The following is a 26,928-nucleotide window of genomic DNA, read 5'->3' on the forward strand; positions in this document are numbered from 1 at the left end:
TCGCTGTCGCTGGCCTCACGTGAAACTCGAGGGGGAGTTGCGCCGACCGGGTCGCGGCTCGAGCCGAACTCGAGCGGTATTCGGTCAGTTGTACCCTCGCCATTTCTTACCGCACTGCGTACATTTGAAGAACCGCGTCGGTGGCTCGTCGGCCGAGGCGGTCTGCTTGAGCGTGTACCACGCCTCCTGATTGCCACAGTCGTCGCAGACGACGTCGGTGGCCTTCGGTTTGCCCTCGAAGTTGGCGTTCTCGTCGGATTCGATCACGTCGTTGTCGGTCTGGGACTCCGTCGTGACGAACGCGTCCTCCTGTTCGCGGTCTCGCTCGCTCGAGGCCCCGCAGTCGTCGTTCGTACAGACCATGCGGTCGTCTCGCGCTTTCATCATCGAACCGCAATCATCGCAAAACTGCATCGAAATCAGGTACGAACTCGAGACGCAAAAGTACTCCACTCGCCCGGCCGCGCGACGCTCACCGTCAGTACGCGTCCTCGAGCGCCTCGTCCTCGCGGACGATGGGACAGTCGGCGACCCGAAACGTGGTGGTCGTCGGCACGGAGAGGATATCGGTCCCGTCGCGGGTACACGCGGTCTCCGGCGGTTCGGCAAAGTGCTCACAGTCGTGACAGTAGGGCTGCTTCTCGACTTCGCGAACGGTCCGATCGGTCGATTGCTCGGCGTCGGCCGGATCGGCCGCATCGTCGGCCTCGAGCCGTTCCCAGAGCCGATCGATGTCGATGTCGGCGTCGTCCTGTCGATCGAAGAGGTCGTCGAACGCCGGCTCGCTCGCGTCCGTGCGGTCCGCGTCCGACCGATTCGCGACCGTCGTCGCGAGGTCGCCGAGCGGCTCGGCCTCGGTTCGCGCTCCGTCGTCCTGCTCATCACGCTCGTTTCGCTCGGTCATCGCTCGTCACCGTCGTCGTCGGCCGCTCGAGTCGATCGAGCCTGCGCCACACTCGCCTCGCGATCGGCGGCCGCCTCGAGTGCCTCGAAGACCTCGTCGGTCGGCGGGTCGCCGGCGTCGTCGGCTCCCTCGATCGCGGGCGGATCGCCGGTCACCAGCCGATGTGAGCCGAAGATCGAGGACCGTTCGGCCACGTCCGCGAACTGACTCGCACAGCGGGGACATTCGGGAGCGGTCAGCAGCGCGATATCGACGCTCGAGCCGCAGTCCTCGCAGGTCGCCGTCCGGATTCCGAGCCGGTTCGCCGCGAGCTGGAGTCGCTCGGCTGCGACACGGCGACGCCGCCGCTCGGCAAGGGCGTCTCGCTGTTCTCGAAGCTCGAGGACGGTCTGTGCGAGGACCGTCGACCGCTCTGCGAGCGCGTCTGTTTCGTCGAGTAGCTCCTCGAGGACGGTCTCAAAGTTGTCGAACCCGCGATCGACGCGGTCGGCGAGGGCCGCACGGTCCTCGTCGAGCGTCTCGAACGCCGCTGCACTCGCGAGATCGTGGTGGTCGTGCTCGGCCGGTGCCTTCGCGTCGGTCTCGCGTTTGACCTGAACGACCCGATCGCGGACGTCCTCGATGAGGTCCGTGAACTCCTCGCGCTGGGCCTCGAGCTGGCCCCGTAGTTCGGCGAGCTCGGTGCGGTCGGCCGGCTCGAAGTCGTCGGTTGCAACGGCGTGTGCCGCAGAGACGAGCCGACGACAGACGTCGTCGCGGCTCTCGTCTCGCCGAGTCGCCTCCTCGGCGAGCCAGTCGTCGACCTCGGGGGGAAGATAGAAAGAGACACCGCCGTCGTCGTCCTGGCTCGACATCTGCCGGAGAAAAGGAGTGTAGTCGCATAAGGATTCGTTCCGACTCAGTCGCTGAGTTCGGCCGCTCGAGTCGGTTACCGGATCTTGCGCACGTTACTGATGTCGAACCCGCTGTCGCGGATCTCCGTCTCGAACCGAACGATGTCCTCGTCCTCGAGTCGCGAGAGGACGCCGCGGAACTGCTCGACGACGAGCGTTCGGGCGCGCTCGGAGCCGCCACTTTCCCACTCGAACAGCAGCGTGCCGTCGGTGGCTTCCTTGAGCCGGCCGAGATCGGTCGGCTCGAGGATGTCGGCGTTGACGAGCAGCAGGATCACGCCGCCCCAGCGGTGTGACGCCCGTTTGAGCCCCTTCAGGAGAACCGTTAGATCCGCCCAGCCGAGCCGGTCGTCGGCCGCCGCGACGAGGTCGGTCAGCGAGTCGATCACAACGAGATTGCCGGTGGCGTGATCGGTCAGATAGTCGCCCAGCGCTTCGAGGACGTCGGTTCGTTCGTTGTGAGTGCCGAGCTCGGTGATGTCGGCCATCCCCTCGGCGTACCAGTCGGTCGGGACCGGCGTCAGCTGGAAGTACTCTTCGGCGAGTTCGACGAACGAGACGTCCGTCATCCCCGTGTCGACGAGGTCGTCGTCCATGACGAACGCCATCTCGCTGACGACGGCCTCCCGTTCGTCGGTAAACGAGACGTAGTGGACCGCCTCGGGGACCGTCACCCCCGGCTCGAGGTCGCCGTAGTAGAGGTCGAACAGCTCGGGATCGGCCTCGCGGAGGCCGTTCATCGCGGCGCTCGTGTAGCAGAACTCCCGTGCGCCGGCACCGGACTCGCCGGCCAGTAAGACGACGCTGCCGGCCGGCGCGCCGCCGCCGATCATTCGGTCGAGCCGCGAGATTCCAAGCGGCATCCGGTTCATACGTGTCCGTTCCGACGGACCGACAAACGCATTACGGCCGACCGTTCGCTGGGCTCTGCTGCGCTGCTTGCTCCTCGGTAACCGGTCGATCGAACATCCTCCCGCCGCTCGTATCACTCGTTCGGGTCAGTCGTCGGCCCGCTCGCTTACGTCGGTTACTCGCGGTGATCGTCGTTCGTCTCGATGCGAGCCCCGCCATCGGCCGGCTCCGCGAGAATAACCCGTCCCTCGAGTCCGCGGTCGGCGAGCGCGGCTTCGGCCGCCGCCTCGGCCTCGTCGGCGTGGCAGACGTCGGTGACGCCGTAGACGACCGGTCCCCACGACGACTGGCCGATCCCGGAGAGGACGGGACAGTCCTCGAGCGCCTCGACGAGTTCGCCGGCGGGCGGTCGGAAAACGCCACCCTGTGCGTCGGCGTACCATGCCCCGTTCTTGCGGCCGATCTCGCCGATGGCCTCGCCGAAGGCCTCGAGCCGGCCCGCTGCGGCGGCCGGGAGCAGTTTCCGGGTGACGACGCCGGCGATCTCGTCGGCGACCGCGGGATCGGCCCGCTCGACGACCGCACGCATGCTCGCATCCTCGTCGTCTCCGCTGCGCCCGGAGGCGGCGTCGGGGACGACGACGAGGAACCGCCAGTCGGCGGGGAGGTCGTGGCGGGCGACGACCGGCGGCACTGTCCAGTCGCCTTCCGACGGCGGCTCGGTGGTAAAGCGGGTCGTCGGGTGGCCGGCGTCGACGACGAAGCCGCCGCCTTCGAAGGTCGCGACGCCGACGCCGCTACGACCGCCTCGCCCCATCGCCGGCGCATGCTCGCGAACGTGGGGCTCGAGACCGTACGCCCGCGCGGTCGCCGTCAGGACGGCCAGCGCGATCTGGGTGCCGCTACCGAGGCCGACGTGGCGGGGCAGGGACTCCTCGAGTGCGATCGAGACGCCGGGGACCGCGAGGAGGTCGGCCGCACGGCGGGCGTACGCCCGGACCAGCGGATCGTCGGTCGTGACGGTCTCGGCCGGTTCGGCGGTGACGGTGACTCGCGGCTCTGCGAGGCCGACGCCGATGCCGCCGTAGAGTCGCTCGCGGGCGAGCGAGAGGTTCTGAAAGCCGACGTGGAGGCGCGCCCCCGCGCTGACGATCGCCATATCGCGGCTTACGGGGAGCGCCGTCAAGGGGATTTCGACGGTGGCAACGAGCGGTTACAACGCTCTCGCGGTCCGCCGACGTTACCGGTATACTGGTAGGCCGTGGCGACGAATCGCCGGCGAGCGGTCCGATCACCGCTCGTGAGATCAATACGGTGCGTAGAACACCCACCCCTCGGGCGGAACCGAGACCTCGACCCAGCCGTCTCCGTTGACGTCGATATCGTCGGCGCTGCCGCTGTAGTCCTTGAGCGTCTCGTTGCGCCAGGTCGTGTACACCCACTTATTTCGCCAGTCGTCAGTATTGTTGTTGAGACCGACGAGCAGGGTGTTTTTCCGTTCGTAGACTGCAAGGTCGGAATCGGTGTGTCGCCAGTAGGTCTCTCCGCCGGCGAGGTTCGTCTTGACCCACACCATGTTGTTGATCGCATCGTCGGTGAGGATCTCGTTCGGGGAGAGATCGTAGACCATCGGCGTCCCCTCGATCGTGAGAACGAAGGCGTGTGCGAGGTGGAACTGCGGCGGCGCACCCTTGTCGTGGTTCTGGACGAACGGCCAGGAGTGGAACGGGTCCTGGGCGACGACTCCCGCACCTTCGAGTGTGCGCATGTCTCCGTGGTCGAAGACCCTCTTTACGACGAAGTACAGTGGATAGTCGAAGGCGTTCATGCCGGTGTCGATGTACTTTTGCACGTAGTCGACGCCGCCGTCGAGCACCTCACCGATTCGATCCATGTCGAGTTCGTCGGCCCACGGATTGGCATACTGCTCCCAGTATCTGGAATCGATGTGTTTGACCGCGTCGTACCGGTAGCCGTCGGCGCCGGTGTCCGCGATCTTTTTCATGTAGTCGTGTAGTTGCTCGCGAACGTACGGCGCAGTGTCCCCGTGTCCGTGTTCCTCGAGTTGTGCGAGGTCTTTTAAGCCGAGGAGGTTGCCGTGCTCGACTTGCTGTTCGTCGTTCCAGTCATCGATCGACCCGACATCGGTGTGGAAGTGTTTCTTCTCGAACTGCGGGAAGTCGTAACCGCGCTGTGCGGCCATATGATTCATCACACAGTCGACGTACACCTCGAGGTCGTGTTCGTGCGCGGTCTCGACGAGTCGGGTGAGTTCCGATTCGGTCCCGAACTCGCTGTCGAAGGACCGGAAGTCGACCGGCTGATAGCCCAGCGGCGGATCATTCCGGCCGTTCTGGTCGCCCCACGTCAACTCGCTTTTCTGGGGTGCTTGGATCCAGATACCGTCGTATCCGCAATCCGCGACCGTCGAGAGGTCGTCCGTGATCGTCGGCCACGTCTCGTGGAAGTACTGGAAAAACACCTGCTCGCCGCCGGCCGCGCTTACTGAGGTGGAGCCGACGCCGGCAAGGGAAAGCCCAGCCATCGCGGCGGTACCGACGAGGGTTCGTCTGCTCATCGCGTCATCGCTTCGATCACCGGACCATTGGTTGGTATTGTCTGACATTCAATTGCGAGATATTACTCAGTTGTAGATAAATTTAAGTAAATATAGCTATTTTTATTAATTATAATAATCATTTGCTGTCGGGGTGGCGTAGAACGCCCAGAAACGGCCGCGACAATCGGTGACGGTGGCAGCAGTTGGGAGGAACGGAATCGGACCGTGGACACAGCGGTTATGTCGCTCGCACCGACAGTCCCCGACGATGCCGGACACCGACGCCTCGGTCGTTGTCCCCGCCCGCGACGAGGGCCGCCGTCTCGAGCGAACGCTGGATTCGCTCGCGGCCCAGCGGTTCGCCGGCCGTCTCGAGGTGGTCGTCGTCACGAGCGGCGAGACGACGGAATCGGTAGCACGCGGGCACTCAATCGTCGACCAAGTGCTGGTCGACGAGCAGCGGGCCGGTCCCGGCCCCGCGCGAAACTGGGGTGCGACAGTGGCCGACGGCGACGTGGTGCTCTTTACCGACGCCGATACGGTCGTCCCGCCGACGTGGGTCCGGCGGCACTGTCGCCATTACGTCACCCCCGACGTCGTCGGCGTCGGCGGCCCTCTTCGGCCGCTCGAGAGTGGGCTCCGACACCGCGCGTGTTTTCGCGTCCTCTCCGATTGGTGGTATCGGGCGTGCTGGCCGGTCGGCTTCGTCCAGCAGCCCGGCCCCAACTGCAGCGTGCGCCGGACGGCGTTCGAATCAGTCGGGGGATTTGACGCATCGCTGCGCTATCTCGAGGACACCGATCTCTCGCTTCGGCTCTCTCGCGAGGGAACAGTCGTCTACGACCACACCTGTCCCGTCGAGACGTCCGCGCGGCGACAGGACCGGATCGGCTACGCGCGGCTCTTTCTGTGGTATCTCGTTGGCTACCTCGAGTACGCCGTACCCGGGTTGTCGCCGACGCGGAACCACTTCCGGTGAGACCGAGTTCGGACGGCGATCCCCACCGACCGGGCGAACGGATTCGGCCGAATTCGGGAGAGTCGAACGGGTAACCGAGAAAGGGGAACTTATACTCGTTCAAATCAAGATAGGAGCATGAGCAGCGACGACGAGTTCGACTACGGGAAAGACGAGTCCCTCCGGAGTCGCGAGGTGACAGAGGGTCCCGACAAAGCCCCGCACCGCGCGATGTTCCGCGCGATGGGGTTCGACGACGAGGACTTTGGCTCGCCGATGATCGGCGTGCCGAACCCGGCGGCCGACATCACGCCGTGTAACGTGCACTTAGACGACGTGGCCGAGGCCGCGCTCGAGGGCGTCGACGAGTCCGGCGGGATGCCCATCGAATTCGGGACGATCACCATCTCCGACGCGATTTCGATGGGGACCGAGGGGATGAAGGCCTCGCTGATCTCCCGGGAACTGATCGCCGACTCCGTCGAACTGGTCTCGTTCGGCGAGCGCATGGACGGGCTGGTCACCATCGGCGGCTGCGACAAGAACATGCCCGGCATGATGATGGCCGCGATCCGGACGGATCTCCCCTCCGTGTTCTGCTACGGCGGCTCGATCATGCCCGGCGAGCACGAGGGTCGCGAGATCACCGTCCAGAACCTCTTCGAGGGCGTTGGTGCCGTGGCCGACGGGGAGATGGCGAGCGAGGAACTCGACGAAATGGAGCGCAACGCCTGCCCCGGAGCCGGCTCCTGTGGCGGCATGTTCACCGCGAATACGATGGCCTCGATCTCCGAAGCGATCGGCTTCGCACCGCTTGGCAGCGCCAGTCCGCCCGCGGAAGCCGAGTCGCGCTACGACGTCGCCCGCGAGGCCGGCGAGATCGCCGTCGAGGCCGTCGAAGCGGGGCGCACGCCCTCGGACTTCCTGAGCAAGGAGTCGTTCGAGAACGCCATCGCGTTGCAGGTCGCCGTCGGCGGCTCGACGAACGCCGTCCTCCACTTACTCGCAATGGCCGCCGAGGCCGGCGTCGACCTCTCGATCGAGGAATTCGACGAGATCAGCCGCCGCACCCCGAAGATCGCCGATCTCCAGCCCGGCGGCACGCGCGTGATGCGGGACCTCCACGAGGTCGGCGGCGTTCCGGTCGTCCTGAACGCCCTCTACGAGGCCGACCTGCTCCACGGCGACGCGCTGACGGTCACGGGCAACACGATCGGTGAGGAACTCGAGCGGCTCGATCCGCCGTCGATCGAAGCACTCGACGCCGACTTCCTCTACACCGTCGACGAGCCGAAAGACGAGCAGGGTGCGATCCGCATCCTGACGGGCAACCTCGCGCCCGGCGGGGCCGTCCTCAAGGTGACCGGCGACGACGACCTCCACCACGAAGGTCCCGTCCGCGTCTTCGAGGAGGAGGCCGAGGCCATGCAGTACGTCCAGAAAGGGAACGTCGAGACGGGAGACGTCATCATCATTCGCAACGAGGGACCACAGGGCGGCCCCGGCATGCGCGAGATGTTGGGCGTCACGAGCGCAGTCGCCGGACAGGGCCACGCCGAAGACGTCGCGCTCATCACCGACGGTCGCTTCTCCGGTGCCACGCGTGGATTCTCGATCGGCCACGTCGCCCCCGAGGCGTTTGCCGGCGGCCCCATCGGGCTCATCGAGGACGGCGACGTGGTCACCATCGACATCGAAGAGCGCACCCTCGAGGTCGACCTCTCCGACGAGGAACTCGCGGAACGACGCGAGGAGTGGGATCAGCCCGAGCCCAACTACACGAACGGCGTGCTGGCGAAGTTCGGCCGCGCCTTCGGCTCGGCGGCCAACGGTGCGGTGACCAACCCCGGCGTCAGAGAGGACTGATCGACCGATTCGGCCCGGTTGCCACTCGTCGGCGCTCGCCCGAGACGCTGGTCGCGGCTCCGGGCGCTCCCTTCGATTTCCTGCACGAATCTTTCCCGCCCTTGCGACCGAATACCAGATAGACCGACGTATGTGCAAATACTGTCTCGAGTGCGACTGGCAGGTCAGCACGGCCGACGGATACACCGAACAAGAGGTGTCGGAGCTAGCGATCGAGCACTTCGTCGAGACGGGCCACACGGTCGACTCGTTGCGCCTGCCGCCGCCGGTGATCCTCGAGAACTAATCCCGATGCGCCATCGAACGGGCTCGAATCGCGACGTTCAGCGGCTGGTTCCGAACTGCCCGGCTCGAGATATCGCACACCGACGTCTAGCCCCGTCGCTCGAGGATTCGATCGATAATCAGCCGCGTCGACAGGATCTCCTCGTCGTCCGTCGGTTCCCGAGCGCTCGCGCGTCGGACCTCGCAATCGATCCCGCGGCGCTCGAGTTCGGCCTCGATAGCCGCGTCGTCGTGGTGTTGGTCGTGGCCCAGCGCGATCACGTCGGGGTCGATCTCCTCGATCGGAACGAAGATGTCCGCTTCGTGGCCCAGCAGCGCCTCATCGACGGCCGCGAGCGCGCCGACAACGTCGCGGCGCTGGGTCGCGGGACAGATCGGCTTCTCCTTGTGATCGACGTTCGCCTTGCGCGCGACGATTACGTACAGCTCGTCGCCCATCGTAGCGGCCTCCTCGAGGTAGTGGACGTGGCCGGGGTGGAGGATATCGAAGGTCCCTTGAGCGATGACCGTCCGCGTCATGGCTGATCCACCGAATCGGTCCGTCGTTTCCCCGTCGATTCCGCCGTTCGTCGTCCGGTAGTCACTGATAGCATCGTCTCGAGCGTCGGCAGTCTCATCGTCGCAGTTCCTCGTCGATGTCCGCTTGCGTGAAATCGAAGAAGTCCTCGGTGTCGGGCAGGTCGACGTCGATCACGTTCAGTTGCGTCGGCTTCCCCTGGGAGTCAAATGCCTTCCAGTCCGTTCGGCGGTAGGGCGCGCCGATGATGACGTGGACGCTTCCCCGCCCGAAGGTGTCCAGATCCGCGTCGCTCGGTCGAATGACGCCGTTGGGGTGGGAGTGGATGCTACCCAGCGCCTTCACGTCGTTTGGGATCTGGTGTGTCTTGACCGTCGCGCTGACGCTGTTGGTCTCGGTGCCCGGCACCACCAGCACGTCCGTGATGACCAGACCGTCCCGGTCTACTCCCAGCCGGTCGGCCTCGGTCCCCCGAAGAAACCCCATGTACTCGTTCGGGTGGGTCTCCTGAGAGGATTCGAGGGCGAACTCGAGGGTTTCCTCGGCGATGCCGAGGATCTCGCTCGAGCGAAACAGCGCGTCGAACAGCCCCATACACCCATCTGAGGCTTTGCGGTTGCTAAACGTTCCGATGCATCGGTTCGCTTCGGCCCGCGGACCCTACGTCTCGCCCGGGACCGCGTCTTTCGGCACGATACCGTCGATCTCAGCTCGCAACACGTCTTCGCCGTCCTCGTTCGTACAGACCGCGGAACTCTCGACCTCGTAGCGATCGTCACGTTCGGTCACCGCCTCGAGTCGACACGTACAGGAGATCCGCTCGCCGGTGTAGACCGGCTGGAGAAACTCGAACGCCATGTTGCGAGCGATGTAGTTGAGTTTTCCGCCGATTTCCGTCGGTAGCGTCGCGGTGAGCAACCCCTGAGCGATCAGACGGCCACCCTCGTCCAGTTCGGTGTGGATCGGCTGCTGGTCGCCGGAGAGTTCGCCGAACGCGCGGACATCCTCGTGATCGAACGTCCGCGCGACGGTGTACTCGTCCCCTTCTTCGGGCGGATGTGAGACGTTCACAGGCGGATGGTCGAGCGGACATCCTTTGTAGCTATTGGACGACTGAAGGCGGCTCGCGTTCGACCGGTCACCGCCCGTTCGAGGATGCAGACAAGCCGATCAAGTGTTATCGCCCGGGATATGATAGTTCAAAAGATATATCTATATTTCTCGCTCACTAGTGAGCTATGCCCTCCCGCCGTTCGATCCTCGCTGCTGGCGTCGGCGTTCTCCCCGCCGTTGCCGCCGGCTGTGTATCGGTTTCTTGGTTCCGTAAGCCGGCCGGAACTGACTGGTCGGCCTCGGTTTCGAAATCGGGAATTCTCGAGTCCCCAGTTGCTACCGAGGGAGTCGTTGCCGCTGGCGGCCGCCGTGACGAAGCGTTAGAAAAGGGTCGGCTGGTCGCGTTCGATACCGAGACGGGGAACCAGCAGTGGGAATACGCGCTTGGACGAATGACCGGCCTCGCCGCCGCCGACGGCACTGTGTATGTCGGCGAAAAACGGGCCTCAAACCGATCTCGAGTCCTCGCGTTCGACGCTCGCACGGGGGAGCGCCGGTGGACGCGAACGGTCGACAACCGCTCGTCAGCAATGGCCGTGGCGAACGAAACGCTGTATACTGCAAACGGCGGCCTCGCCGCGCTCGAAACCGCCGACGGGTCGATTCGATGGGAACGGTCCCGCGTTGCCGAAACGAGCTTTACCGTCGTCGCCGCCCCGGACGATCAGTTGGCGGCCGACGATCACGCGGTCTATTTCGGCGACGCAGACGGAGTGGTTGCGCTCTCACCCACCGACGGCACTCCCTCGTGGAGTTGGCGACCGGCGCAGTGGGAAACGACCGCCGTCGGCCCGACCCCGACCGGCGACGCGGTCTACGTCGGCGGTGGCGGTGACGTCGCCGCACTCGACGCGGCGGATGGATCCGCTCGGTGGCGGATTTCGTTCGGTCGAGGTGCCGAGATCACGGGATTCCACGCGACCGACTCGTCACTGCTCGTCGCAGAGGCGACGGACGACGCGCCGTCGGACACCTTCGGTACGGTGTACGAACTCTCGTTGGAAGACGGCAGCGAACGGTACGAAATGCGGTTCGACGCGCCCGTCACTCAAGCAGCATCGACGGCGGCGACGTTCGTCGTCGGAACGGACGATGGAACCGTCACGTGGACCGACGGCGCGTCGTTTTCCGGCCGGTTCGAGACGACGCTCCCCGCCGACAACTTCGTACTCGGAGCCGCCGGCGAGCGGGCGTTCGCTCAGACCGGCGAAGGAACGCTCTGGGCACTCTCCCCGCCAGCATGAGGCCGCCTCGCGTCCGACACATCGAGCAGCAGGAGCCGGCTGTGCGAACCGCTGATCGACTCCCCTCGAGTCGGCACCGCTTCTTGACAAGGGTTATACGCAACGGCCCCTAAACGCCGATTCAAGATGACGCGTGACTCCGCCGGGGAACCCGGCGCAGACGACGGGGATTCCGTCGTCTACGATCTCGCTTCCGATTGTACCGCCGAGGATATAGAGCAAGGCCGCCCCTATCTCGCCGAAATCAACGGCATCGTCGACTACGGCGTCTTCGTCGATCTCTCCGATTCCGTCTCCGGACTCGTCCACGAATCCGTTCTCGAGGGCACCTACGCCGTCGGCGACGAGCTCGTCGTCGAACTCGAGAGCGTCCGCGACAACGGCGACATGGCCTTCGAGCCGGTTGACGTCGACGACTACACGCTCGCTGAAGTCTCCCACGACTACGCCCTGACCGGCACCGACCGCCTCGAGGCGAACGTCGGCGAACAGATCCACCTCGAGGGCGAGGTCACGCAGGTCAAACAGACCGCCGGGCCGACGGTCTTCCATATCGCCGACGAACACGGCGTCGTCCCCTGTGCGGCCTTCGAAGAGGCTGGCGTCCGCGCCTATCCCGCCATCGAGGTCGGCGACGTCGTCCGCGTGACCGGCATGCCGGAACACCGCGAAGGTTCGGTCCAGATCGAGGTCGACGACCTCTCGAAACTCGAGGACGAGGACGCCGACGAGGCCCGCGAACGGCTCGATACCGCACTCGAGGCCCGCGCCGACCCCCACGATGTCGAACCGCTGATCGACTGGCCGGCCTTCGAGAAGCTCCGGTCTGACCTAGAGGAGGTCGCCCGGCTGCTCCGACGGACGGTGCTCGAGGGGCGTCCTATCCGCGTGCGCCACCACGCCGACGGTGACGGAATGTGCGCCGCGGTGCCGGTCCAGATCGCCCTAGAGCGGTTCATCGCCGAGGTCCACGAGGACGAAAACGCGCCGCGTCACCTCATCAAGCGGCTGCCCGCGAAGGCCCCCTTCTACGAGATGGAAGACGCCACGCGGGACCTGAACTTCGCGCTCGAAGACCGCGAGAAACACGGCCAGCAGCTTCCCCTGTTGCTCATGCTCGACAACGGTTCGACGGCCGAGGACGTGCCGGCCTACGAGACGCTGGCCCACTACGACATCCCGATCGTCGCGGTCGACCACCACCACCCCGACCCCGACGCGGTTGGCGACCTGCTCGACGCCCACGTTAATCCGTACCTCCACGACGAGGACTACCGGATCACGACGGGAATGCTCTGTGTCGAACTCGCGCGGATGATCTACCCCGACATGACCGACGAGCTCCGGCACATCCCGGCCGTCGCCGGCCTCTCGGACCGCTCAAAGGCCGATGCGATGGACGATTATCTCACGCTCGCTGCCGAGGAGGGCTACGATGAAAACCGCCTACAAGACGTCAGCGAGGCGCTCGATTACGCCGCCTTCTGGCTGCGCTACAACTCCGGCGACCGGCTGATTCAGGACCTGCTCCAGATCGATAACGACGACGAACAGCGCCACCGCGATCTCGTCGACTTCTTCGCTGAGCGCGGCCGCGAAGAGGTCGACGACCAGCTCGAGGCCGCGATGGCCCACTTAGAGCACGAGACCCTCGAGAACGGCGCACACCTCTACCGGATCGATGTCGAGAACTACGCCCACCGATTTACTTACCCCGCGCCGGGGAAGACCACCGGCGAGATTCACGACCGCAAAATCGAGGAGACCGGTGACCCGGTCATCACGGTCGGCTACGGCCCGGACTTCGCCGTCCTCCGCAGTGACGGCGTCCGACTGGACATCCCGAACATGGTCTCGGAACTCGAGGCCGAGATCGCAGGCGGCGGCGTCTCCGGCGGTGGCCACCTCGTCGTCGGCTCGATCAAGTTCGTCACCGGCAAGCGCGAAGAAGTGATCGACGCCTTAGTCGAGAAGATGGCCGAGGCCGACATCGACGAGGCGCTCTCGAGCGCCGCACCGATCGACGACTGACGGCTTAACGCGAGCGGACGACATCGCTATTTTGAATCGCTGCGTTCACGAGGCAGTCACCGGCCGATTCTGGTCACCGTCGCGAACGAACTCGAGCACGTTGGCCGAGAGGTAGCGCGACGAAAAAGTGGGAGATGATATCGGCCGACCGGCTCGAGATGGCAACGGCTTAATCAGCGCCGTGGCGCGGCGTATACCCGCAATCGTCGCAGACGAGCGATTCGTATCGAGTTGCGATCGACCCCGAACACTCGGGACAGCAGTACGTGCCGTCGATGGGTGCTTGACTGATTGCCATGTGCGACTCGAGGGAACGAGTACGGATAAGCTCGCCTATTATGTAGCCGTGACAATAATAACGACATTAATTGTATATTAGAGTCGCGAAGGCCGGACACGCCAGGCGGCGGACGAGTGGATCGGCGACCGACGGTCGGTCAGAACTGATAGCGGCGCTCGTCGTCCATCGACGGGTACTGGTCTGCGCCGGTCATCTCTTCGAAGGTCATCCCCGAGAGGTACTCGTCGTAGGTCACGTCGTAGCTCGACCGGAGGTGAAAGTCGAGTTTTCCCGTATCGATGGTCGACTGAAAGAGCATGTGGATCGCCCGACGGACGAGTTCGTCCGTCGCTTCGGGTTCTAAGGCGGTCTCGAGCAGGGCCAACTCGTTGCGTGTCTCGCGATCGAGCGAGACGGTGAGGTCGTCGCCGATGTCCGTATACGAGTCCGTTACGTCCTCGGTGAGATCGTCGAGGCTCATAGGGGAGGGGACTCGAGCGGGCCGGATAGGCCTTTCTGGTCGCGACGACTGCCCGACGCTGTCACATGAGTCCCGACAGCGCGGCGATGAACGGCGAGTTCGATCGGTCAAGACGGCGTTGCGAGCGGTTCGAATATCGAGACGATCGCGCCGAGGAGTACGCAACTGCCACCGATGATCAGCCACCAAGCGGGGCCGAGAGAAAACAACACGGAGAGCGCCGCCGGAAGACAGATGATTACGACACCGAGGGCCATCAGTGCCGGGCCGAGTGATCTCGAACGCATATTGTCGAGCTGTCATTCCAGTATAAAAAAGCGACCGGGCGGTCGGCCGTCGACCACCACCCCTAAATCGCCCCTTCCCTAACCCCCGCCGATGACAGCAGAGGCCGAGGAGTGGGCGTTGCCGGACGACCGCGGGGCCGTTCGCGAAGCGCTGATCGCGTGGTACGAAGAGGACCACCGCGACTTTCCGTGGCGACGGACCGACGACCCTTACGAGATCCTCGTCAGCGAGGTGATGAGCCAACAGACCCAACTCGGCCGCGTCGTCGAGGCCTGGGAGGGATTCCTCGAACGCTGGCCGACGACCGCCGCGCTGGCCGACGCCGATCGCGCGGACGTGGTGGGGTTCTGGACCGATCACAGTCTGGGGTACAACAACCGAGCGAAGTACCTCCACGAGGCGGCCCGGCAGGTCGAGGAGGAGTACGGCGGTGACTTCCCGGAAACGCCCGACGAACTCCAGGAGCTGATGGGCGTCGGCCCATATACGGCCAACGCGGTGGCGAGTTTCGCGTTCAACAACGGCGACGCGGTCGTCGACACGAACGTCAAGCGAGTACTCTACCGCGCCTTCGGTGTGCCGGACGACGACGCGGCCTTCGAGAACGCGGCGCAGGCTCTCATGCCCGCGAACCGCTCTCGAGTCTGGAACAACGCGATCATGGAACTCGGCGGCGTCGCCTGCGAGCAGACGCCCGCGTGCGACGAAGCTGGCTGCCCGTGGCGCGAGTGGTGTGACGCCTACGCCACCGGCGATTTCACCGCCCCCGACGTCCCGACCCAGCCGAGCTTCGAGGGCAGCCGCCGGCAGTTCCGCGGCCGCGTAATCGCCACACTCCGTGAATACGACGAACTGGAGCTCGATACACTGGGTCACCGCATCCGCGTCGACTACGCGCCCGACGGTGAGTACGGTCGCGAGTGGCTCGAGGGCCTGCTCACCGATCTCGAGTCCGACGAACTGATCGAACTCGAGCGAACCGGCGACGGCCTCGTCGCGCGGCTCCAGCGCTAATCCTCAATAACCCGCCGGCCCGATCGGCAGCGGCTTCCCTCGAGCGTGTCCGCGGTCGGCGAGTGAAAACGGACGGCAGATGCCGTACATTCCCTGTCGGCCACGTTCCGGTAGTTGGCCAAGTAAAACGATGGTACAGCGACACTTGTACTTACGTAGCGGTTGCAGGGACTGAGAACGGTCGTGGCGATGGCCCCGCAATCTGGCACGCCCATTTCAGCGGACGAGATCGTGATATAAAACCTATATGATCGAATCGAGGGCTGCGAGGCGCTGCGAACGCCACGGAGGGCGTTCACCGTCGAATTGTCGACGCGACCGATCCTCATCCCGAGATTACAGTCACCGCGAGTGGGTGGCGGGAAAGGCTACCGGTAACAAAATCCGTCTATACGTCTCTGTGGTGCTGTCCGGTAATGACTACAGTCGTCGAACTCGAGATACCGGCTGATCGGCTCGGTTTCGACCGGACGTTCGATCGAGTGTCGGCGTTCGAATTCCAGGTCGGGGGGATGATCGGTGGGTCGTCACCGCTGGTCTGGACGAGTGGATCAAATCGGGAGACCGTTCGCGAGGCGCTCGAGTCGGACCCGTCGGTCGAGCCGATCGGGATCGTCGCCGACGATAGCGGTGATTCCCCGGCGGACGACGGAGGCGGGGCCACTGTCAGCCCGGACGATCGCTGGCTGTTTCGACTCGAGTTCGGAGACGACGTGAAACTGTTCGAGGAGATCGTGACCGAAAACGACGGGGTGATTTTGACGGCGCGGGGATACGAGGGGCGTTGGCTGCTGAAGCTACTGTTTCACGATCGCGAGTCGGTATCGACCTGTCACGAACGCTTCGAGCAGTACGAGTTCCGGGCGAACGTCACCCGGATCAGCGGCGTCGACGGTCTCGCTACGGCGCGGACACCGCTGACCGACACGCAGTACGAGACGATTCACAAAGCCCACGAGCTGGGCTATTTCGACGTCCCGCGAGGCGTCACGCTCAAGGAGTTGGCGTCGGAGCTGGGCATCTCCCATCAGGCGCTCTCCGAGCGGCTCCGTCGCAGCCACGACGCCCTCGTCAGCGCCGAACTCTCCGATCGAACGACACCGATGGAGATCGATCTCTGACCGACTTGGCTCGCTCTCCCCTCGAGACCGACAGCCTACTCTCGTCGCCGCTCCTCAATCCCTTTCCTTCCTTCCCTCACCCTTTTCCTCCACCTTCTCTTCACTCCCCCCCCTCTTCTGAGGGTGTCGAGTGTAGTACGTGTATTTGTAGCCCATATGTGTCCTACTCTCCCGAATATAGAGACAATTGTACCAATAGGTAGCTTTATTGTTGAACATGACAACAGTACAGTGTCGGTGTGGTACTGACTGCCCGCCGAACTGAGAATCGCTGGAATCACCGGTGGCTCGCCCGTGCTCAATCACCGATACGCGGTCGTTCGTGGCTGTGTGACCGCGGTGCTACCGGACGCAGTCGGGTCGTCTCACGACCCATCTCCCTGTTTTCGATCTACTCGGTCACTATCACCCAAAACCGGTCCGTAGATTTATCTGTTCGTCAGGACTACAGTCTGTCGGGACCGAGCGTGATCGGGCGCAGTCAAACGAATCCGGTAGACGGGTCAACTCGAGCGTCCGATTCGGACGCACTCTCATCGGATTTGGATCTCGACGATATCTACCACCTCCTACAGACGAAGCGTCGTCGCGACGTGCTCCGCTATCTGCAGGATGCGGAGGGACAGGTACGACTGCGCGAACTCGCCGAACAGATCGCTGCCTGGGAACAGGAAACCACCGTCGACAATCTGCAATCGGACGAACGCCAGCGGGTCTACATTTCGTTATATCAGTCCCATTTACCGAAACTCGACAATCACGGGATCGTCGATTACGATAAGGATCGCGGCCGAGTCGAGGCGACGCCGCTCGCGAGCCAGTTCGGTCCGTATCTTCAGTCGCCCGACGAGACCGAGGCGATCGATCGATGGCCGTTGCGGTACGCAGGAACTGTCGGCTTCTGTGGTCTCTTTCTCGCCGCGGTCGCAGCGGGACTCGTCCCGATCGGCGGCCTCGCCAGCGGAGCGGTCGTCCTCTCCCTGTTTGCAATCGTGACCGGCGTCCACGCGTGGTCGGCCGGTCGCTTCGCGTAGTCTCGAACCCGGCGGCGAACGGAGCACAGCTAGTGACGACCGTCAGTCGGCACGGGATGGTGCTGACGCGCTCCGTTCGCGGGACCGCTCGAGCAGCCGACGGGCGTGGAACGCAACCGAAAAATCCTGCGGGCTAGGGAGTGCACAGGCCAGCCAGCCGATGGCCGCCGCGGCGACGACCGGCGTGTCGGTCGTCACGTAGCCGGCGGCGGCGAGCCCGAAGACAGGGAACGCGAGGACGACTGGTGCGAGGGCCGCGAGTCGAAGGGCCCACGCGGGCTCGCGGCCGGTCGGCCGGGGGTGGACGGCGGCCCAGGGGCGAGTCGTCAGGAGCGCGGCGATCCCATCGGGCCGGCCGGGGAAATAGGAAACGGAGTACTCGACGCGAGCGAGTCGGAGGGCCGTCGCGTGCGCCCACTCGTGGGCTACCAGCCCGACCGCTACCGCGAGCGCGAGTGCGCAACCAGCGACTGCCACGGTCGGTCCGATCATGGGGAACGCACGAGACACCGATCGGCTATCGGGTGCCCCGGCGAACCGGGGGGTCACTCGCGCACTCGAGTACAGGAGCTAGCGGTGGAAGGCCGTCCGGCTGTACCAGTTGCCGTCTTAAGTCGATCGTCGATCAGATCGACTCGAACGTCCAGCGCTGGTTGGCTCTCCCGCTGTCGGGCCACTGGATGACGTTCGCCCCGTCGGCCGTCGACGAGTCTTCGACATCGGCGACCTTGCCGCTATGGACGGCCTCGAGTACGTACTGGCCACCGTCATCGACGATGCGCCAGCGCTGGCAGTCGCTGCCGGTCGCGGCGTATTGCCGGACGTTCGCGCTGTCGTTCGTACTGGCGTTTGCTACCTCGAGGAGCTTCCCGCTGTTTTCGTTTCGGATGTGGTACTCGCCGTTGCCCAGATCCTCGACGGACCACTGCTGGGTCGGGTTGCCGTTCGCGGACCACTGCTGGACGTTTGCCCCGTCGGCCGTCGAGGCGTTGGCTACTTCGAGCAGTTTCCCGCTGTGGGCGTTGGCGATCTCGTAGGTGCCTGTCGCGATGGGGCCGCTTGTACTGCCGTCATCGCCGCTGCTGCCGCCGGAGTCGGGCGACGAGCCGCCGCTTTCGACGGCGGTTGCCCACTGGGCGAGCCAGTCACGGCGTCCGCTGTCGGGGACCGACAGTGAGTGCGTGTTGACCGGCAGTTGCGGGTAGCCGCCGACTTCGTCGTGGTGGCCGACCCAGTAGTCATACGGCGAATCGAGCCGATCGTTGCCGGCACGGTCGCGAATCTCCTGTACGATGCGCTGGTCGTTGCCAGTTCGGTCTGCCGGGCGCGCGCCCGCGTTCGCGAGGTTGTGACTCTCGACATCGCCCGTGGGCATCTCGGAGAGGCCGCTTGGCCACAGCGGCGGCGAACTCGTACTCGAGACTTCCGCGAACGACTGGCCCTCGAGTGCCGGGTCGGCCGTCACGTTGTCCCGGTGGTAGGCCGTGGGCGTCCCCTCGAGGATCGGATCTTCGGTGTCGGTCAGTCCGGTGTAGACGTTACCGACGAAGCTCGTGGTGACGGAGCTGTCGGCGTTAGCCGACTCGTCGAAGAAGTACGTGAGGTTGTTGACGATGACCGTTTCGGTGTTAGCTTTGAGCCGCGGCAGTCGAGCGCGACACTTCGCCCAGACGTTGCCCGCGAGCGTGACGTTCGACGCGCCGTCGCCGATGAGCGAGCCGTAGTTGTGGTCGGCCTCGTCACCGTAGGGGTTCCATAGCCCCTCGTAGATCAACGAGTTGATGACCGTCGTGTTCTGCGTGTCGTAGCCGACGGAGAGACACTCGTCGACGGCCCACGTGGCCGTCACGTGGTCGACGACGTTGTTCCGGGTCCCGTCTTGCGTGTTGAACGCGTCGTTACCTTGAATCGAGCCGTCGCCGGGACCGATCCGCGACCGAATGTGCTGGACGACGCAGTCGTTGGCATCGATCTGAACGGCTCCCTTGATGAACGTGATTCCGGGCGAGGGGGCCGTCTGTCCGGCTACCCAGCACTTGTCCTCCGTGATCGCCAGACTATCGTTCTCGAGATCTATCGTTCCGCTGGTCTCGAAGACGACGAGGCGCGGCCCGCTCGTCTGGAACGCGTCTTTGACCGCGCTCCGCGTCGGTTCCGTGACCGTGATTACCTGTACGTCCTCGTTCTCGAGCCACGAGGTGTCCGCAAAGCCGTCGTCGAGCCCGTAGTATGCGCTGCCGGACTGGGCAGCCACCGACCCGAGAAACGAGCCCGTCGATCCTGCGCCAATCATCGCCGATGCCGCCGCCGCTTTCAGATACCGCCGTCGTGAGTGGTTCATAAAACCAACTAACTGCTCAACACTAAACTAAATATGCATTTTTATTATTTGATTTACATCCGCTAGCGGATACAGTGATCCAGTCGTCGGAAAACGGACTCCTCAGAACCGCTTGCGGCTTCGATATGGCGAACCGGTCGAGTCGACCGGGCTCATCGGTCGGCCAAAGGTTAAGTGGCGATCCGTGGTATAATGACACATGAAAACAACTGGCATGCTCGAGTTCGGCCACGAGGATCGCAAGCGGATCTACGAGCACGTCGAGCGTCACGGGGCCGTCGATCCCGACGAGACTCGCGACCGACTCGACCTCGATCCCGGCGGCTTCCGCCACCACGTCGCGATTTTGAAGCGTGACGGCCGAATCGACGAAGAAGACGGGACGCTTCGGGTAACGATCGACGCGGGCGCCGAAGAGGAGTACGTCTCCGAGGATCTCGAGTTCCACATCCGACCGGCGCGCCAAGAGGACCTGACGGGGATCGTCGGCGCAATCCGGCGGGTCGTCGAGGAGAAGACCTACATCGAGGCCGAGAGCGTCGCCGACGAGATCGACCACGAGAACGCCTTACTCCGGCACAACGAACTCGAGTCACGGATGTTCTTCGTCGCGACCGTCGAGGACGACGTGGTCGGCTGGGTCCACCTCTATGCACCGGAGCTGGAGAAACTGGCCCATACCGCCGAACTCACCGTCGGCGTTTTAGAGGAGTATCGCGGCCACGGCGTCGGCTCGCACCTCCTCTCGCGAGGCCTCGAGTGGGCCGGGTCGAACGGCTACGAGAAGGTCTACCAAAGCGTCCCCTCAACCAACGAGGAGGCGATCGCGTTCCTCGAGGCCCACGAGTGGGAGACCGAAGCCATCCGGGAGGATCACTACAAGCTCAACGGTCACTACGTCGACGAGGTGATGATGGCTGTCGAACTCTGAGTTGACAATTCGATTTATGTGACCATCGCTGAAACCGGTGGGTATGCGCTCCGCTACCCCCACGTGGTTCGAACGAGCGGGACGGGGGGAGTCGACCATCGTGATCGTCGCGATGGGGCTTGCACTCGCGATCGGGGGAATCGTCCGAACGCTCGAGACGCCGGCCTCGCAGCCGGTCGTCGCGTTCGAACTGTTCGTCTCGCTACTCGTGCCGACCGGCCTGGCCACCGGCGGCTACTGGCTGGCCAGCCGAAACGTCTCCTCGGACGTGCGCTGGCGGGCCGTGACACAGGTGTCGATCGGGATCGTCGTCGCCTGCGCGCTCGCCGTCTGGCTGACGGGGTACGTCACCCTCGAGGGCGGCGCGATTCGCGATCCCCTGTCGCTGACGACGACGCTTGCCCCCGTCGGCGGCGCGGCCGGCTTCGTCACCGCCGTGCGAGAGCGACCGGACGTCGCTTCGGCCGAATCGACCGACCCGACAGCGGGCGACGGGACGGCGCTGCCCAATACGCAGACCCCCGCGGCGGCATCCGACACGACGGACACGTCGGACCCCGCAGCAACGGCGAAGGGGTCGGCTGCCGTCTGGAACGACACCGATCCCGTGGGTCGGACCGCTGCCCCCGTGTGTCCCCTGCAGCCGTCCGACGGTACCGTGACCGACGATTCCGACTTCGATGCGTTCGATGCGTCCGCCCGTGACGCGTCCGCGGATAGCGTCGATCCGCGTGACTCGCTGACGGAGACACGGGATCCCGGCGTCGACGCCGTCGCGACCGTTCCGTCGACGGCCGAGACGGTCCTCGAGGTGTGCCGAAACGAGCACGCTCGACTTGCGCTCGCCGTGCTCTACCACGAGTGGAACGGCGAGGCGCGATCTGTCGACGCGCTCGCCCGCGCCGTCTCGTCTCATACGGACGACTCCACCGATACCGTCGCGGTCGGCCTTCGACACACGACGCTGCCTGAACTGCGCGAGATCCGAGCCGTCGACTGGGACCCACACACCGACCGCGTCTCGGCGTCGGACCACGCCGTCTTCGAAGAAGGCGTCCGCGAGGCGTCGGTCGTCCTCGAGTCGTTCGAACCGGGCACTAGATAGCGGCCGCCGAACTCCGATCGAGGCAGCGCAGTTCCGTCGGACGCCGGTATAGGGAATCGAAAGGTAGTTTTCCCGGACCCTGCTACCCTGAGCCATGCTTTCGATCGCGCTTGCCGGAAAGCCAAACGCCGGCAAGTCCACGTTCTACACGGCGGCGACGATGGCGGAGGTAGACGTCGCCAACTACCCGTTTACTACGATCGACGCCAATCGGGGGGTGAGCTACGTCCGGACCGAGTGTCCCTGCCTCGAGCGCGACGAGCGCTGTAACGCCGATAACTGCGAAGACGGCAAGCGCTACGTTCCGATCGAACTCATCGACGTGGCCGGGCTGGTACCGGGTGCCCACGAGGGAAAGGGACTGGGCAATCAATTTCTGGACGAACTGACGAACGCGGACGTGATCGTCAACGTCGTCGACGCCTCCGGCGGGACCAACGAAAAGGGCGAACCCGTCGATATCGGCGAGCACGATCCGCTCGCGGACATCGACTTCATCGAGGAAGAGATGGACCTCTGGCTCGCCGGCATCGTCGAGCGCAACTGGGAGTCCGTCGAACGGAAGTCTCGCTCCCCCGACTTCGACATCGACGACGCTCTCTCGGAAATGCTCTCCGGCTTCGGTGCCTCGCCGAAACAGATCGCGGTCGTCCTCCGCGATCTCGACTACCCCGACGACCCCATCCAATGGGAGGACGACCACCGCGAGGCACTCGCCCGCGACGTTCGCCGACGGACGAAACCGATCGTCGTCGCCGCGAACAAGATCGACGTCGCTCCCGAGGAGAACGTCGAGCGCCTGCTCGATCTGGACAAACCCGTGATCCCCACCACCGCGGAAGGCGAACTCGCGCTCCGCCGGGCGGCCGACAACGGCCTCGTCGACTACGATCCAGGCGACGAGACGATCGCCATCGGTGACGGCGTCAGCGACGCCCAGCGAGGCGCACTCGAGGACCTCGCCGAGACGATGGCCGAATATGGCGGCACTGGCGTCCAGGGCGCGCTCGATCACGCGGTCTACGACCTGCTTGACCACCTCACCGCCTACCCCGTCGAAGACGCCGCCAAGTGGTCCGACGGCAGTGGCAATATTCTCCCCGACGCCTTCCTGCTGCCTCGCGGCTCGACGCCGGTCGATCTGGCCTACAGCGTCCACTCCGACATTGGCGACGGCTATCTCCACGCCGTCAACGCCGAGACGAACCGAGAAATCGGCGAGGACTACGAGCTCGAGGAAGGCGACGTGATCAAGATCGTAAGCACTAACTGACGCATTTTCAACTAGTCGGCTCTTCGTTTGAGGGGAGTACAGCGGTCAGTACAGGAAAAGAATGTGTCATGAACCATTATTTTCGATTGTTATAGTTACAGCGTCAACGACGGTATCAGCGGTTTCGTTCACAACACGGATTTCATAGACTCTCTCCTCACCAGCGTCCCATGGCGGAGCAACGTCTTTCTCGAACTTAACTCCAAGAATCCCGCTGTTCTTGAAAACGAGGATCTCCGCGGAGAAACGTGCTGTGGAAGGCATAGATAACAATATTTATAGGCGATTAACCTTTTCCAACTTCCGGATTTACAGATCAACTGCTCGGCTAATTCAGCACAGATTACACGGAGCAAACGAAGTTGACTTGTTGAATCGGCCTTATTGAAACCCTCTCCCGGTGATAGAATGTCATAGTAATTACTTCAGATCACAATTTGGTGTGGCTCTAAGCAGGGACTTGTTCTCTGAAAATGTTGCTACCTGACGTCCACCGGTAATATCCAGAACTTCGTGGGACCGGAGCCCGTAGCGGGCCCGAACGCGAAGGCGATTCGTTGCTGGGTATCGGTGGCAGCCTCGAGGAAATCTTCGACTTCGCTCTGGCTGAGCCAGCCTTCATGTCCTCGCGGTTCTTGTGTTGCCGAAGATTCATGGTGTCCGGAATGCGCGTATCCCGGTCAATTCTGGGCAGAATACTAGTCTTTTCGGTGGGGTTGAGGCCTCGATCGGGGTGGATTCCGTCCGACTTTGGAGAAGGAATTGGACGTCGATAACTCCGCACCCAAGTTCTTCAGTTGCGGGATTCAACAGTCTCCCAGACGCGTTTCCCTTCCTCAGTAGCCTCATAGATACGCCCCTTCTGCTGATCCTCTGGAACTAAAAGTTCAACGAGATCCTTCTCTTTCAGTTCCCCAAGTGTCCGTGAGACATGTGAAAGTTCGATCGGAGTCTCATTACTGAGTTCCTTAGGAGTTAACCGCGACTCAACTAGATGGCTTAGTACTTCTGTCCGATACGTCGATGAATCCACGAATCCTACCTTACCCCAGTCGATATCGTCTGATTCTCCCATACATGTGTGATATATATATGGATTCAAGAATGTGTTGGCTTGGTAGATATCGTGCCACCAATCGGTCGGCAGCTAGAGTTAATTTCTGAGTCTGTTACAGAAGACAAGAGAGTCCGACACTGGAGGAATTCTCGAACAACTACTACTGTTCAGTACAGGTCAAAGAGATATCGAGTCGGTGGCGAACACGAAACGGAAAATCTGTTTGTGACGTAGTTGCACAATCCTGTAAAGGGCATTTACGCTCAGGGCATCACAGATTGGATGATGGCTACAGAGGCTTCCTTTACGGTTCCATCGGACCAGTTCCCGCTGGGGACGGTGTTCGAACAATTGCCAGATGTGTCAGTCGAACTGGAGCGGATCATCCCTGCTCAAGACGTGGTTATCCCCTACTTCTGGGTCCGGGGAACCAGAGTTGACGATGTCGAAGATGCGTTCTCGGAGCATCCTGGCGTGAAGCGAATCCAGTTCATCGACTCCGTCGAAGATGAGCATCTGTTGCGCGTTGAGTGGGCGGTGGATTACGACGACGTGTTAACCACGCTAACAGAGACGCAGGTCGCGCTCATCGAAGCTGTCGGGACGAACAAGCAGTGGACGTTCGATATTCGTGGTGATGCCCGTAGCGATATTGCTGATTTTCAATCCCGTTGTCGGGAGTTGGATATCCCAATCACGCTCACGGAGCTGCACGCGCTCACGACGGTTGAGACGGCTACCGAGGCAGCGCTGACTGGTACCCAGCAAGAGGCACTGGTGCTGGCCTACGAGCGCGGCTACTTCGAATCCCCGCGCGAGACAACGATGGAAGGAATCGGCAACGAACTCGGCATCTCACAGCAGGCCGTTGCATCCCGACTCCGGCGCGGAATCAAGCACATCCTCGGTGAGACACTATCCGATATATCGGCTCCATCTTGACAGGGTACTTAAAAGCGTGTTGGATACTAAAAAGCGGTGGTAATCCGGGCAGGTCGTCTAAAAATGATGTAATGAGCGAAAAACCCCTTGCGTTCGACACGGTGCTTGACCTGTGTGCGGATCAACACCGTCGCATCGCTCTCGCAGCACTCGCAAACGAGCAGCGCTCCCTGACAGTGAACGATCTTACAAAGGCCATCGCCAAATACAACCACCACGTACCCGTGACGGAGATGCCTAAGGGAAGCCTCACAGAGTTGCAGATCTCGCTTCACCACGCACACCTCCCGAAGATGGAGGCATCTGGACTCATTGACTACAATCAGGAGCGGGGGCTGGTGGAGCCGACCGAGCAGTTCAAGCAGATGCAGCCACAGCTCTCAGCGATCATAGAAGCAGATCATGATCTCGAATCGCCTGTAGAGCTATAATCGTTGTCGCCCTGGTCAGCGATGACGAGATACATCAATTCAACTCACTTCTCTGGACCTGACGGTAAGTTCGCACTTGTACTTAGCGCAATATCCAGAAAATTCTCTTTTGAAAGAAGTATTCGACTTTGGGAAGATTCTCGGACATAGCTCTTTGTGTCACGATAAACTCGTAACCAAGGCCTATCGAACTTGACGGGAATAGAATCTGGAAGAGGTGCTCCTCTCATCTCGGTACCTTTCAAACATAATTCGGAAAAGTTCGCCTGCGATGGATCCGATACTACTCGATACGATGCCTATCGCTATTTCTTCGTTCATCTATTTATAATGTAATGACGAGTAATCGGCTCGTAGGCCAAATCTATCCGTGAAGGTCAAAGAGTTCGATGATACTCTACTTCTCGGACGCAGCGCTGGCGGTAACTACAGATGCGGACCTATTGACTCAGTGTCGGTTACTCGGCGGAATGGCCTCGATATTTTGAACTGGCCGCCTGCCTTCTCCCCGATATGATGACCAACGAACTCGACTCCTTGCTCGAATGGTTCGACCTGAAGGACGAACTTCGGACGGGATGGGTGCTCCGGAATATCGACTCGCCTGAATCGGTCGCAGCCCACACGTGGGGGACAGCGGTTCTTTGTCTGCTCCATGCCGAGCAGGAAGATGTTGACTGCCAGAAAGCAGTGACAATGGCGCTCATTCACGACCTCGGTGAAGCTCGCACGGGCGATATCGCAACCCGCGCGGAGGACGGACGCCAGACCATCCCCACGTCCGAGAAGGAGGCGGCTGAACGGAGCGCGGTAACCGATCTCGTCGGACCATTCAAGGACACCGAACTGCTGCCGCTCTGGGAAGAGTATGAAGCCCGTGACATCCCCACGGCACAGTTCGTCAAGGACATGGATCTGGTCGATAATTGTCTCCAAGCGCTCAAGTACGAGCGCCAAGATCGGTACGACGAAGCCGAGACGAATGACCACTTTGCCGAGTTCGAGAATCTGGACGAGTTCTTTGCTACCGCCGCGCCACGCTTTCGGACAGAGCTCGGCCAAGACTTGTTTGAGCGAATTAAATCGGAGTACGAACGAGAACTCGGACGACCCTGCCAACTCTGAACACGTCTTTGTCACTCGCAACTTTCCCGGTCAGTGTACACTCTGTACTTACCGCTGATTCACGATCTCCTGTCCAATGCTCCCCCAATTCCCGGATCTACAAGAGACGACAGAAGAGTCCGATATTGGGAGATTTCTCGGACACGGCCCTCATGGTAAGTATACGTGTAAACTATTAAATAATTCATGGCTGCCAAACTGCGATAGAAGTCTGTTGTCAGTGGAATACGGCCGCATAGACGTTTAAGCCCCAATCGATCAGAAGGAATCAAAGACGATTTT

The 26,928-nt window shown here is 62.8% G+C and carries 30 protein-coding genes; 15 read left to right on the forward strand and 15 right to left on the reverse strand.

Annotated features, from left to right (window positions below; translation table 11 throughout):
• Positions 1-84: 84 nt before the first annotated feature.
• The 6 genes from ACJ70B_RS00925 to ACJ70B_RS00950 all read right to left on the reverse strand — a co-directional run bounded on the left by ACJ70B_RS00925 (position 85) and on the right by ACJ70B_RS00950 (position 5,275).
• Positions 85-414, reverse strand: a complete 330-nt coding sequence (locus tag ACJ70B_RS00925) for a transcription factor S (protein ID WP_408958544.1) — start codon at positions 412-414, stop codon at positions 85-87.
• Positions 415-478: 64 nt separating this feature from the next.
• Positions 479-904: a hypothetical protein gene (locus ACJ70B_RS00930; protein ID WP_408958545.1), complete on the reverse strand. Its 426-nt coding sequence runs from the start codon at positions 902-904 to the stop codon at positions 479-481.
• A complete protein-coding gene (locus ACJ70B_RS00935) occupies positions 901-1,758 on the reverse strand; it encodes a hypothetical protein (protein ID WP_408958546.1) in 858 nt (285 codons plus the stop codon). The genes ACJ70B_RS00930 and ACJ70B_RS00935 overlap by 4 nt, the downstream gene beginning before the upstream one ends.
• Before the next feature lie 74 nt (positions 1,759-1,832).
• Positions 1,833-2,669, reverse strand: a complete 837-nt coding sequence (locus tag ACJ70B_RS00940) for an RAD55 family ATPase (protein WP_408958547.1) — start codon at positions 2,667-2,669, stop codon at positions 1,833-1,835.
• Positions 2,670-2,824: 155 nt separating this feature from the next.
• On the reverse strand, positions 2,825-3,808 hold the full coding sequence (locus ACJ70B_RS00945; RefSeq protein ID WP_408958548.1) for a beta-ribofuranosylaminobenzene 5'-phosphate synthase family protein: 984 nt from the start codon (positions 3,806-3,808) through the stop codon (positions 2,825-2,827).
• 147 nt (positions 3,809-3,955) lie between these two features.
• Positions 3,956-5,275 (reverse strand): alpha-amylase domain-containing protein, encoded by a 1,320-nt coding sequence (locus ACJ70B_RS00950; RefSeq protein WP_408958549.1) that lies wholly within the window; start codon positions 5,273-5,275, stop codon positions 3,956-3,958.
• 202 nt (positions 5,276-5,477) lie between these two features.
• Here ACJ70B_RS00950 and ACJ70B_RS00955 point away from each other — a divergent pair, with 202 nt between their 5' ends.
• The 3 genes from ACJ70B_RS00955 (at position 5,478) to ACJ70B_RS00965 (ending at position 8,319) form a co-directional block, all read left to right on the forward strand.
• On the forward strand, positions 5,478-6,188 hold the full coding sequence (locus ACJ70B_RS00955; RefSeq protein ID WP_408958550.1) for a glycosyltransferase: 711 nt from the start codon (positions 5,478-5,480) through the stop codon (positions 6,186-6,188).
• 117 nt (positions 6,189-6,305) lie between these two features.
• Positions 6,306-8,033: a dihydroxy-acid dehydratase gene (gene ilvD / locus ACJ70B_RS00960; RefSeq protein WP_408958551.1), complete on the forward strand. Its 1,728-nt coding sequence runs from the start codon at positions 6,306-6,308 to the stop codon at positions 8,031-8,033.
• Positions 8,034-8,163: 130 nt separating this feature from the next.
• Entirely contained in the window at positions 8,164-8,319 is a 156-nt protein-coding gene (locus ACJ70B_RS00965) for a hypothetical protein (RefSeq protein WP_408958552.1), read from the forward strand.
• Between the two features lie 86 nt (positions 8,320-8,405).
• On the opposite strand, the gene ACJ70B_RS00970 is transcribed toward ACJ70B_RS00965, so the two are convergent.
• The 3 genes from ACJ70B_RS00970 to ACJ70B_RS00980 form a co-directional block, all read right to left on the reverse strand.
• Positions 8,406-8,837, reverse strand: coding sequence for an adenylyltransferase/cytidyltransferase family protein (locus tag ACJ70B_RS00970; RefSeq protein ID WP_408958553.1), 432 nt, complete (start codon positions 8,835-8,837; stop codon positions 8,406-8,408).
• A 94-nt stretch (positions 8,838-8,931) separates the two neighbouring features.
• Positions 8,932-9,429 carry a Mov34/MPN/PAD-1 family protein gene (locus ACJ70B_RS00975; protein ID WP_408958554.1) on the reverse strand — a complete coding sequence of 166 codons (498 nt, stop codon included), beginning with the start codon at positions 9,427-9,429 and terminating at the stop codon, positions 8,932-8,934.
• Between the two features lie 66 nt (positions 9,430-9,495).
• Positions 9,496-9,906, reverse strand: coding sequence for a dehydratase (locus tag ACJ70B_RS00980; RefSeq protein ID WP_408958555.1), 411 nt, complete (start codon positions 9,904-9,906; stop codon positions 9,496-9,498).
• A 167-nt stretch (positions 9,907-10,073) separates the two neighbouring features.
• Here ACJ70B_RS00980 and ACJ70B_RS00985 point away from each other — a divergent pair, with 167 nt between their 5' ends.
• Complete coding sequence (locus ACJ70B_RS00985) at positions 10,074-11,192, forward strand: PQQ-binding-like beta-propeller repeat protein (protein WP_408958556.1); 1,119 nt, start codon at positions 10,074-10,076, stop codon at positions 11,190-11,192.
• A gap of 126 nt (positions 11,193-11,318) precedes the next feature.
• Complete coding sequence (locus tag ACJ70B_RS00990) at positions 11,319-13,223, forward strand: DHH family phosphoesterase (protein ID WP_408958557.1); 1,905 nt, start codon at positions 11,319-11,321, stop codon at positions 13,221-13,223.
• A 169-nt stretch (positions 13,224-13,392) separates the two neighbouring features.
• Here the strand turns inward: ACJ70B_RS00990 and ACJ70B_RS00995 are convergent, their stop codons facing one another.
• Positions 13,393-13,521, reverse strand: a complete 129-nt coding sequence (locus ACJ70B_RS00995) for a hypothetical protein (RefSeq protein ID WP_408958558.1) — start codon at positions 13,519-13,521, stop codon at positions 13,393-13,395.
• A 139-nt stretch (positions 13,522-13,660) separates the two neighbouring features.
• Positions 13,661-13,984 (reverse strand): hypothetical protein, encoded by a 324-nt coding sequence (locus tag ACJ70B_RS01000; protein WP_408958559.1) that lies wholly within the window; start codon positions 13,982-13,984, stop codon positions 13,661-13,663.
• A 65-nt stretch (positions 13,985-14,049) separates the two neighbouring features.
• On the opposite strand from ACJ70B_RS01000, the gene ACJ70B_RS01005 reads away from it, so the two are divergent.
• The 4 genes from ACJ70B_RS01005 (at position 14,050) to ACJ70B_RS01020 (ending at position 17,441) form a co-directional block, all read left to right on the forward strand.
• Positions 14,050-14,259, forward strand: a complete 210-nt coding sequence (locus tag ACJ70B_RS01005) for a hypothetical protein (RefSeq protein WP_408958560.1) — start codon at positions 14,050-14,052, stop codon at positions 14,257-14,259.
• Positions 14,260-14,362: 103 nt separating this feature from the next.
• Positions 14,363-15,286: an A/G-specific adenine glycosylase gene (locus ACJ70B_RS01010; protein ID WP_408958561.1), complete on the forward strand. Its 924-nt coding sequence runs from the start codon at positions 14,363-14,365 to the stop codon at positions 15,284-15,286.
• A 416-nt stretch (positions 15,287-15,702) separates the two neighbouring features.
• The gene (locus tag ACJ70B_RS01015) at positions 15,703-16,407 is read left to right on the forward strand and encodes a helix-turn-helix domain-containing protein (protein WP_408958562.1); all 705 of its coding nucleotides are present in this window, start codon (positions 15,703-15,705) and stop codon (positions 16,405-16,407) included.
• A 467-nt stretch (positions 16,408-16,874) separates the two neighbouring features.
• Positions 16,875-17,441 carry a hypothetical protein gene (locus ACJ70B_RS01020; RefSeq protein ID WP_408958563.1) on the forward strand — a complete coding sequence of 189 codons (567 nt, stop codon included), beginning with the start codon at positions 16,875-16,877 and terminating at the stop codon, positions 17,439-17,441.
• Positions 17,442-17,483: 42 nt separating this feature from the next.
• Here the strand turns inward: ACJ70B_RS01020 and ACJ70B_RS01025 are convergent, their stop codons facing one another.
• Complete coding sequence (locus ACJ70B_RS01025; protein WP_408958564.1) at positions 17,484-17,933, reverse strand: hypothetical protein; 450 nt, start codon at positions 17,931-17,933, stop codon at positions 17,484-17,486.
• A 133-nt stretch (positions 17,934-18,066) separates the two neighbouring features.
• Positions 18,067-19,782, reverse strand: a complete 1,716-nt coding sequence (locus ACJ70B_RS01030; protein ID WP_408958565.1) for an RICIN domain-containing protein — start codon at positions 19,780-19,782, stop codon at positions 18,067-18,069.
• 199 nt (positions 19,783-19,981) lie between these two features.
• On the opposite strand from ACJ70B_RS01030, the gene ACJ70B_RS01035 reads away from it, so the two are divergent.
• The 3 genes from ACJ70B_RS01035 (at position 19,982) to ACJ70B_RS01045 (ending at position 23,091) form a co-directional block, all read left to right on the forward strand.
• A complete protein-coding gene (locus tag ACJ70B_RS01035) occupies positions 19,982-20,713 on the forward strand; it encodes a GNAT family N-acetyltransferase (RefSeq protein ID WP_408958566.1) in 732 nt (243 codons plus the stop codon).
• 43 nt (positions 20,714-20,756) lie between these two features.
• Positions 20,757-21,818, forward strand: a complete 1,062-nt coding sequence (locus ACJ70B_RS01040) for a hypothetical protein (RefSeq protein WP_408958567.1) — start codon at positions 20,757-20,759, stop codon at positions 21,816-21,818.
• A 94-nt stretch (positions 21,819-21,912) separates the two neighbouring features.
• On the forward strand, positions 21,913-23,091 hold the full coding sequence (locus ACJ70B_RS01045; protein ID WP_408958568.1) for a redox-regulated ATPase YchF: 1,179 nt from the start codon (positions 21,913-21,915) through the stop codon (positions 23,089-23,091).
• A gap of 66 nt (positions 23,092-23,157) precedes the next feature.
• On the opposite strand, the gene ACJ70B_RS01050 is transcribed toward ACJ70B_RS01045, so the two are convergent.
• A complete protein-coding gene (locus ACJ70B_RS01050) occupies positions 23,158-23,355 on the reverse strand; it encodes a hypothetical protein (protein WP_408958569.1) in 198 nt (65 codons plus the stop codon).
• Positions 23,356-23,884: 529 nt separating this feature from the next.
• The gene (locus tag ACJ70B_RS01055) at positions 23,885-24,166 is read right to left on the reverse strand and encodes a winged helix-turn-helix domain-containing protein (RefSeq protein ID WP_408958570.1); all 282 of its coding nucleotides are present in this window, start codon (positions 24,164-24,166) and stop codon (positions 23,885-23,887) included.
• Between the two features lie 267 nt (positions 24,167-24,433).
• Between ACJ70B_RS01055 and ACJ70B_RS01060 the strand changes: the two genes are divergently transcribed.
• From ACJ70B_RS01060 to ACJ70B_RS01070, 3 genes are all read left to right on the forward strand, one after another.
• Positions 24,434-25,090: a bacterio-opsin activator domain-containing protein gene (locus tag ACJ70B_RS01060; RefSeq protein WP_408960139.1), complete on the forward strand. Its 657-nt coding sequence runs from the start codon at positions 24,434-24,436 to the stop codon at positions 25,088-25,090.
• 71 nt (positions 25,091-25,161) lie between these two features.
• On the forward strand, positions 25,162-25,521 hold the full coding sequence (locus tag ACJ70B_RS01065) for a hypothetical protein (protein ID WP_408958571.1): 360 nt from the start codon (positions 25,162-25,164) through the stop codon (positions 25,519-25,521).
• Between the two features lie 513 nt (positions 25,522-26,034).
• A complete protein-coding gene (locus ACJ70B_RS01070; RefSeq protein WP_408958572.1) occupies positions 26,035-26,646 on the forward strand; it encodes an HD domain-containing protein in 612 nt (203 codons plus the stop codon).
• Positions 26,647-26,928 lie beyond the last annotated feature (282 nt).

Origin of the sequence: Natrinema sp. 74 (genome assembly GCF_046097095.1) — an archaeon.
Classification (GTDB): Archaea; Halobacteriota; Halobacteria; order Halobacteriales; family Natrialbaceae; genus Natrinema.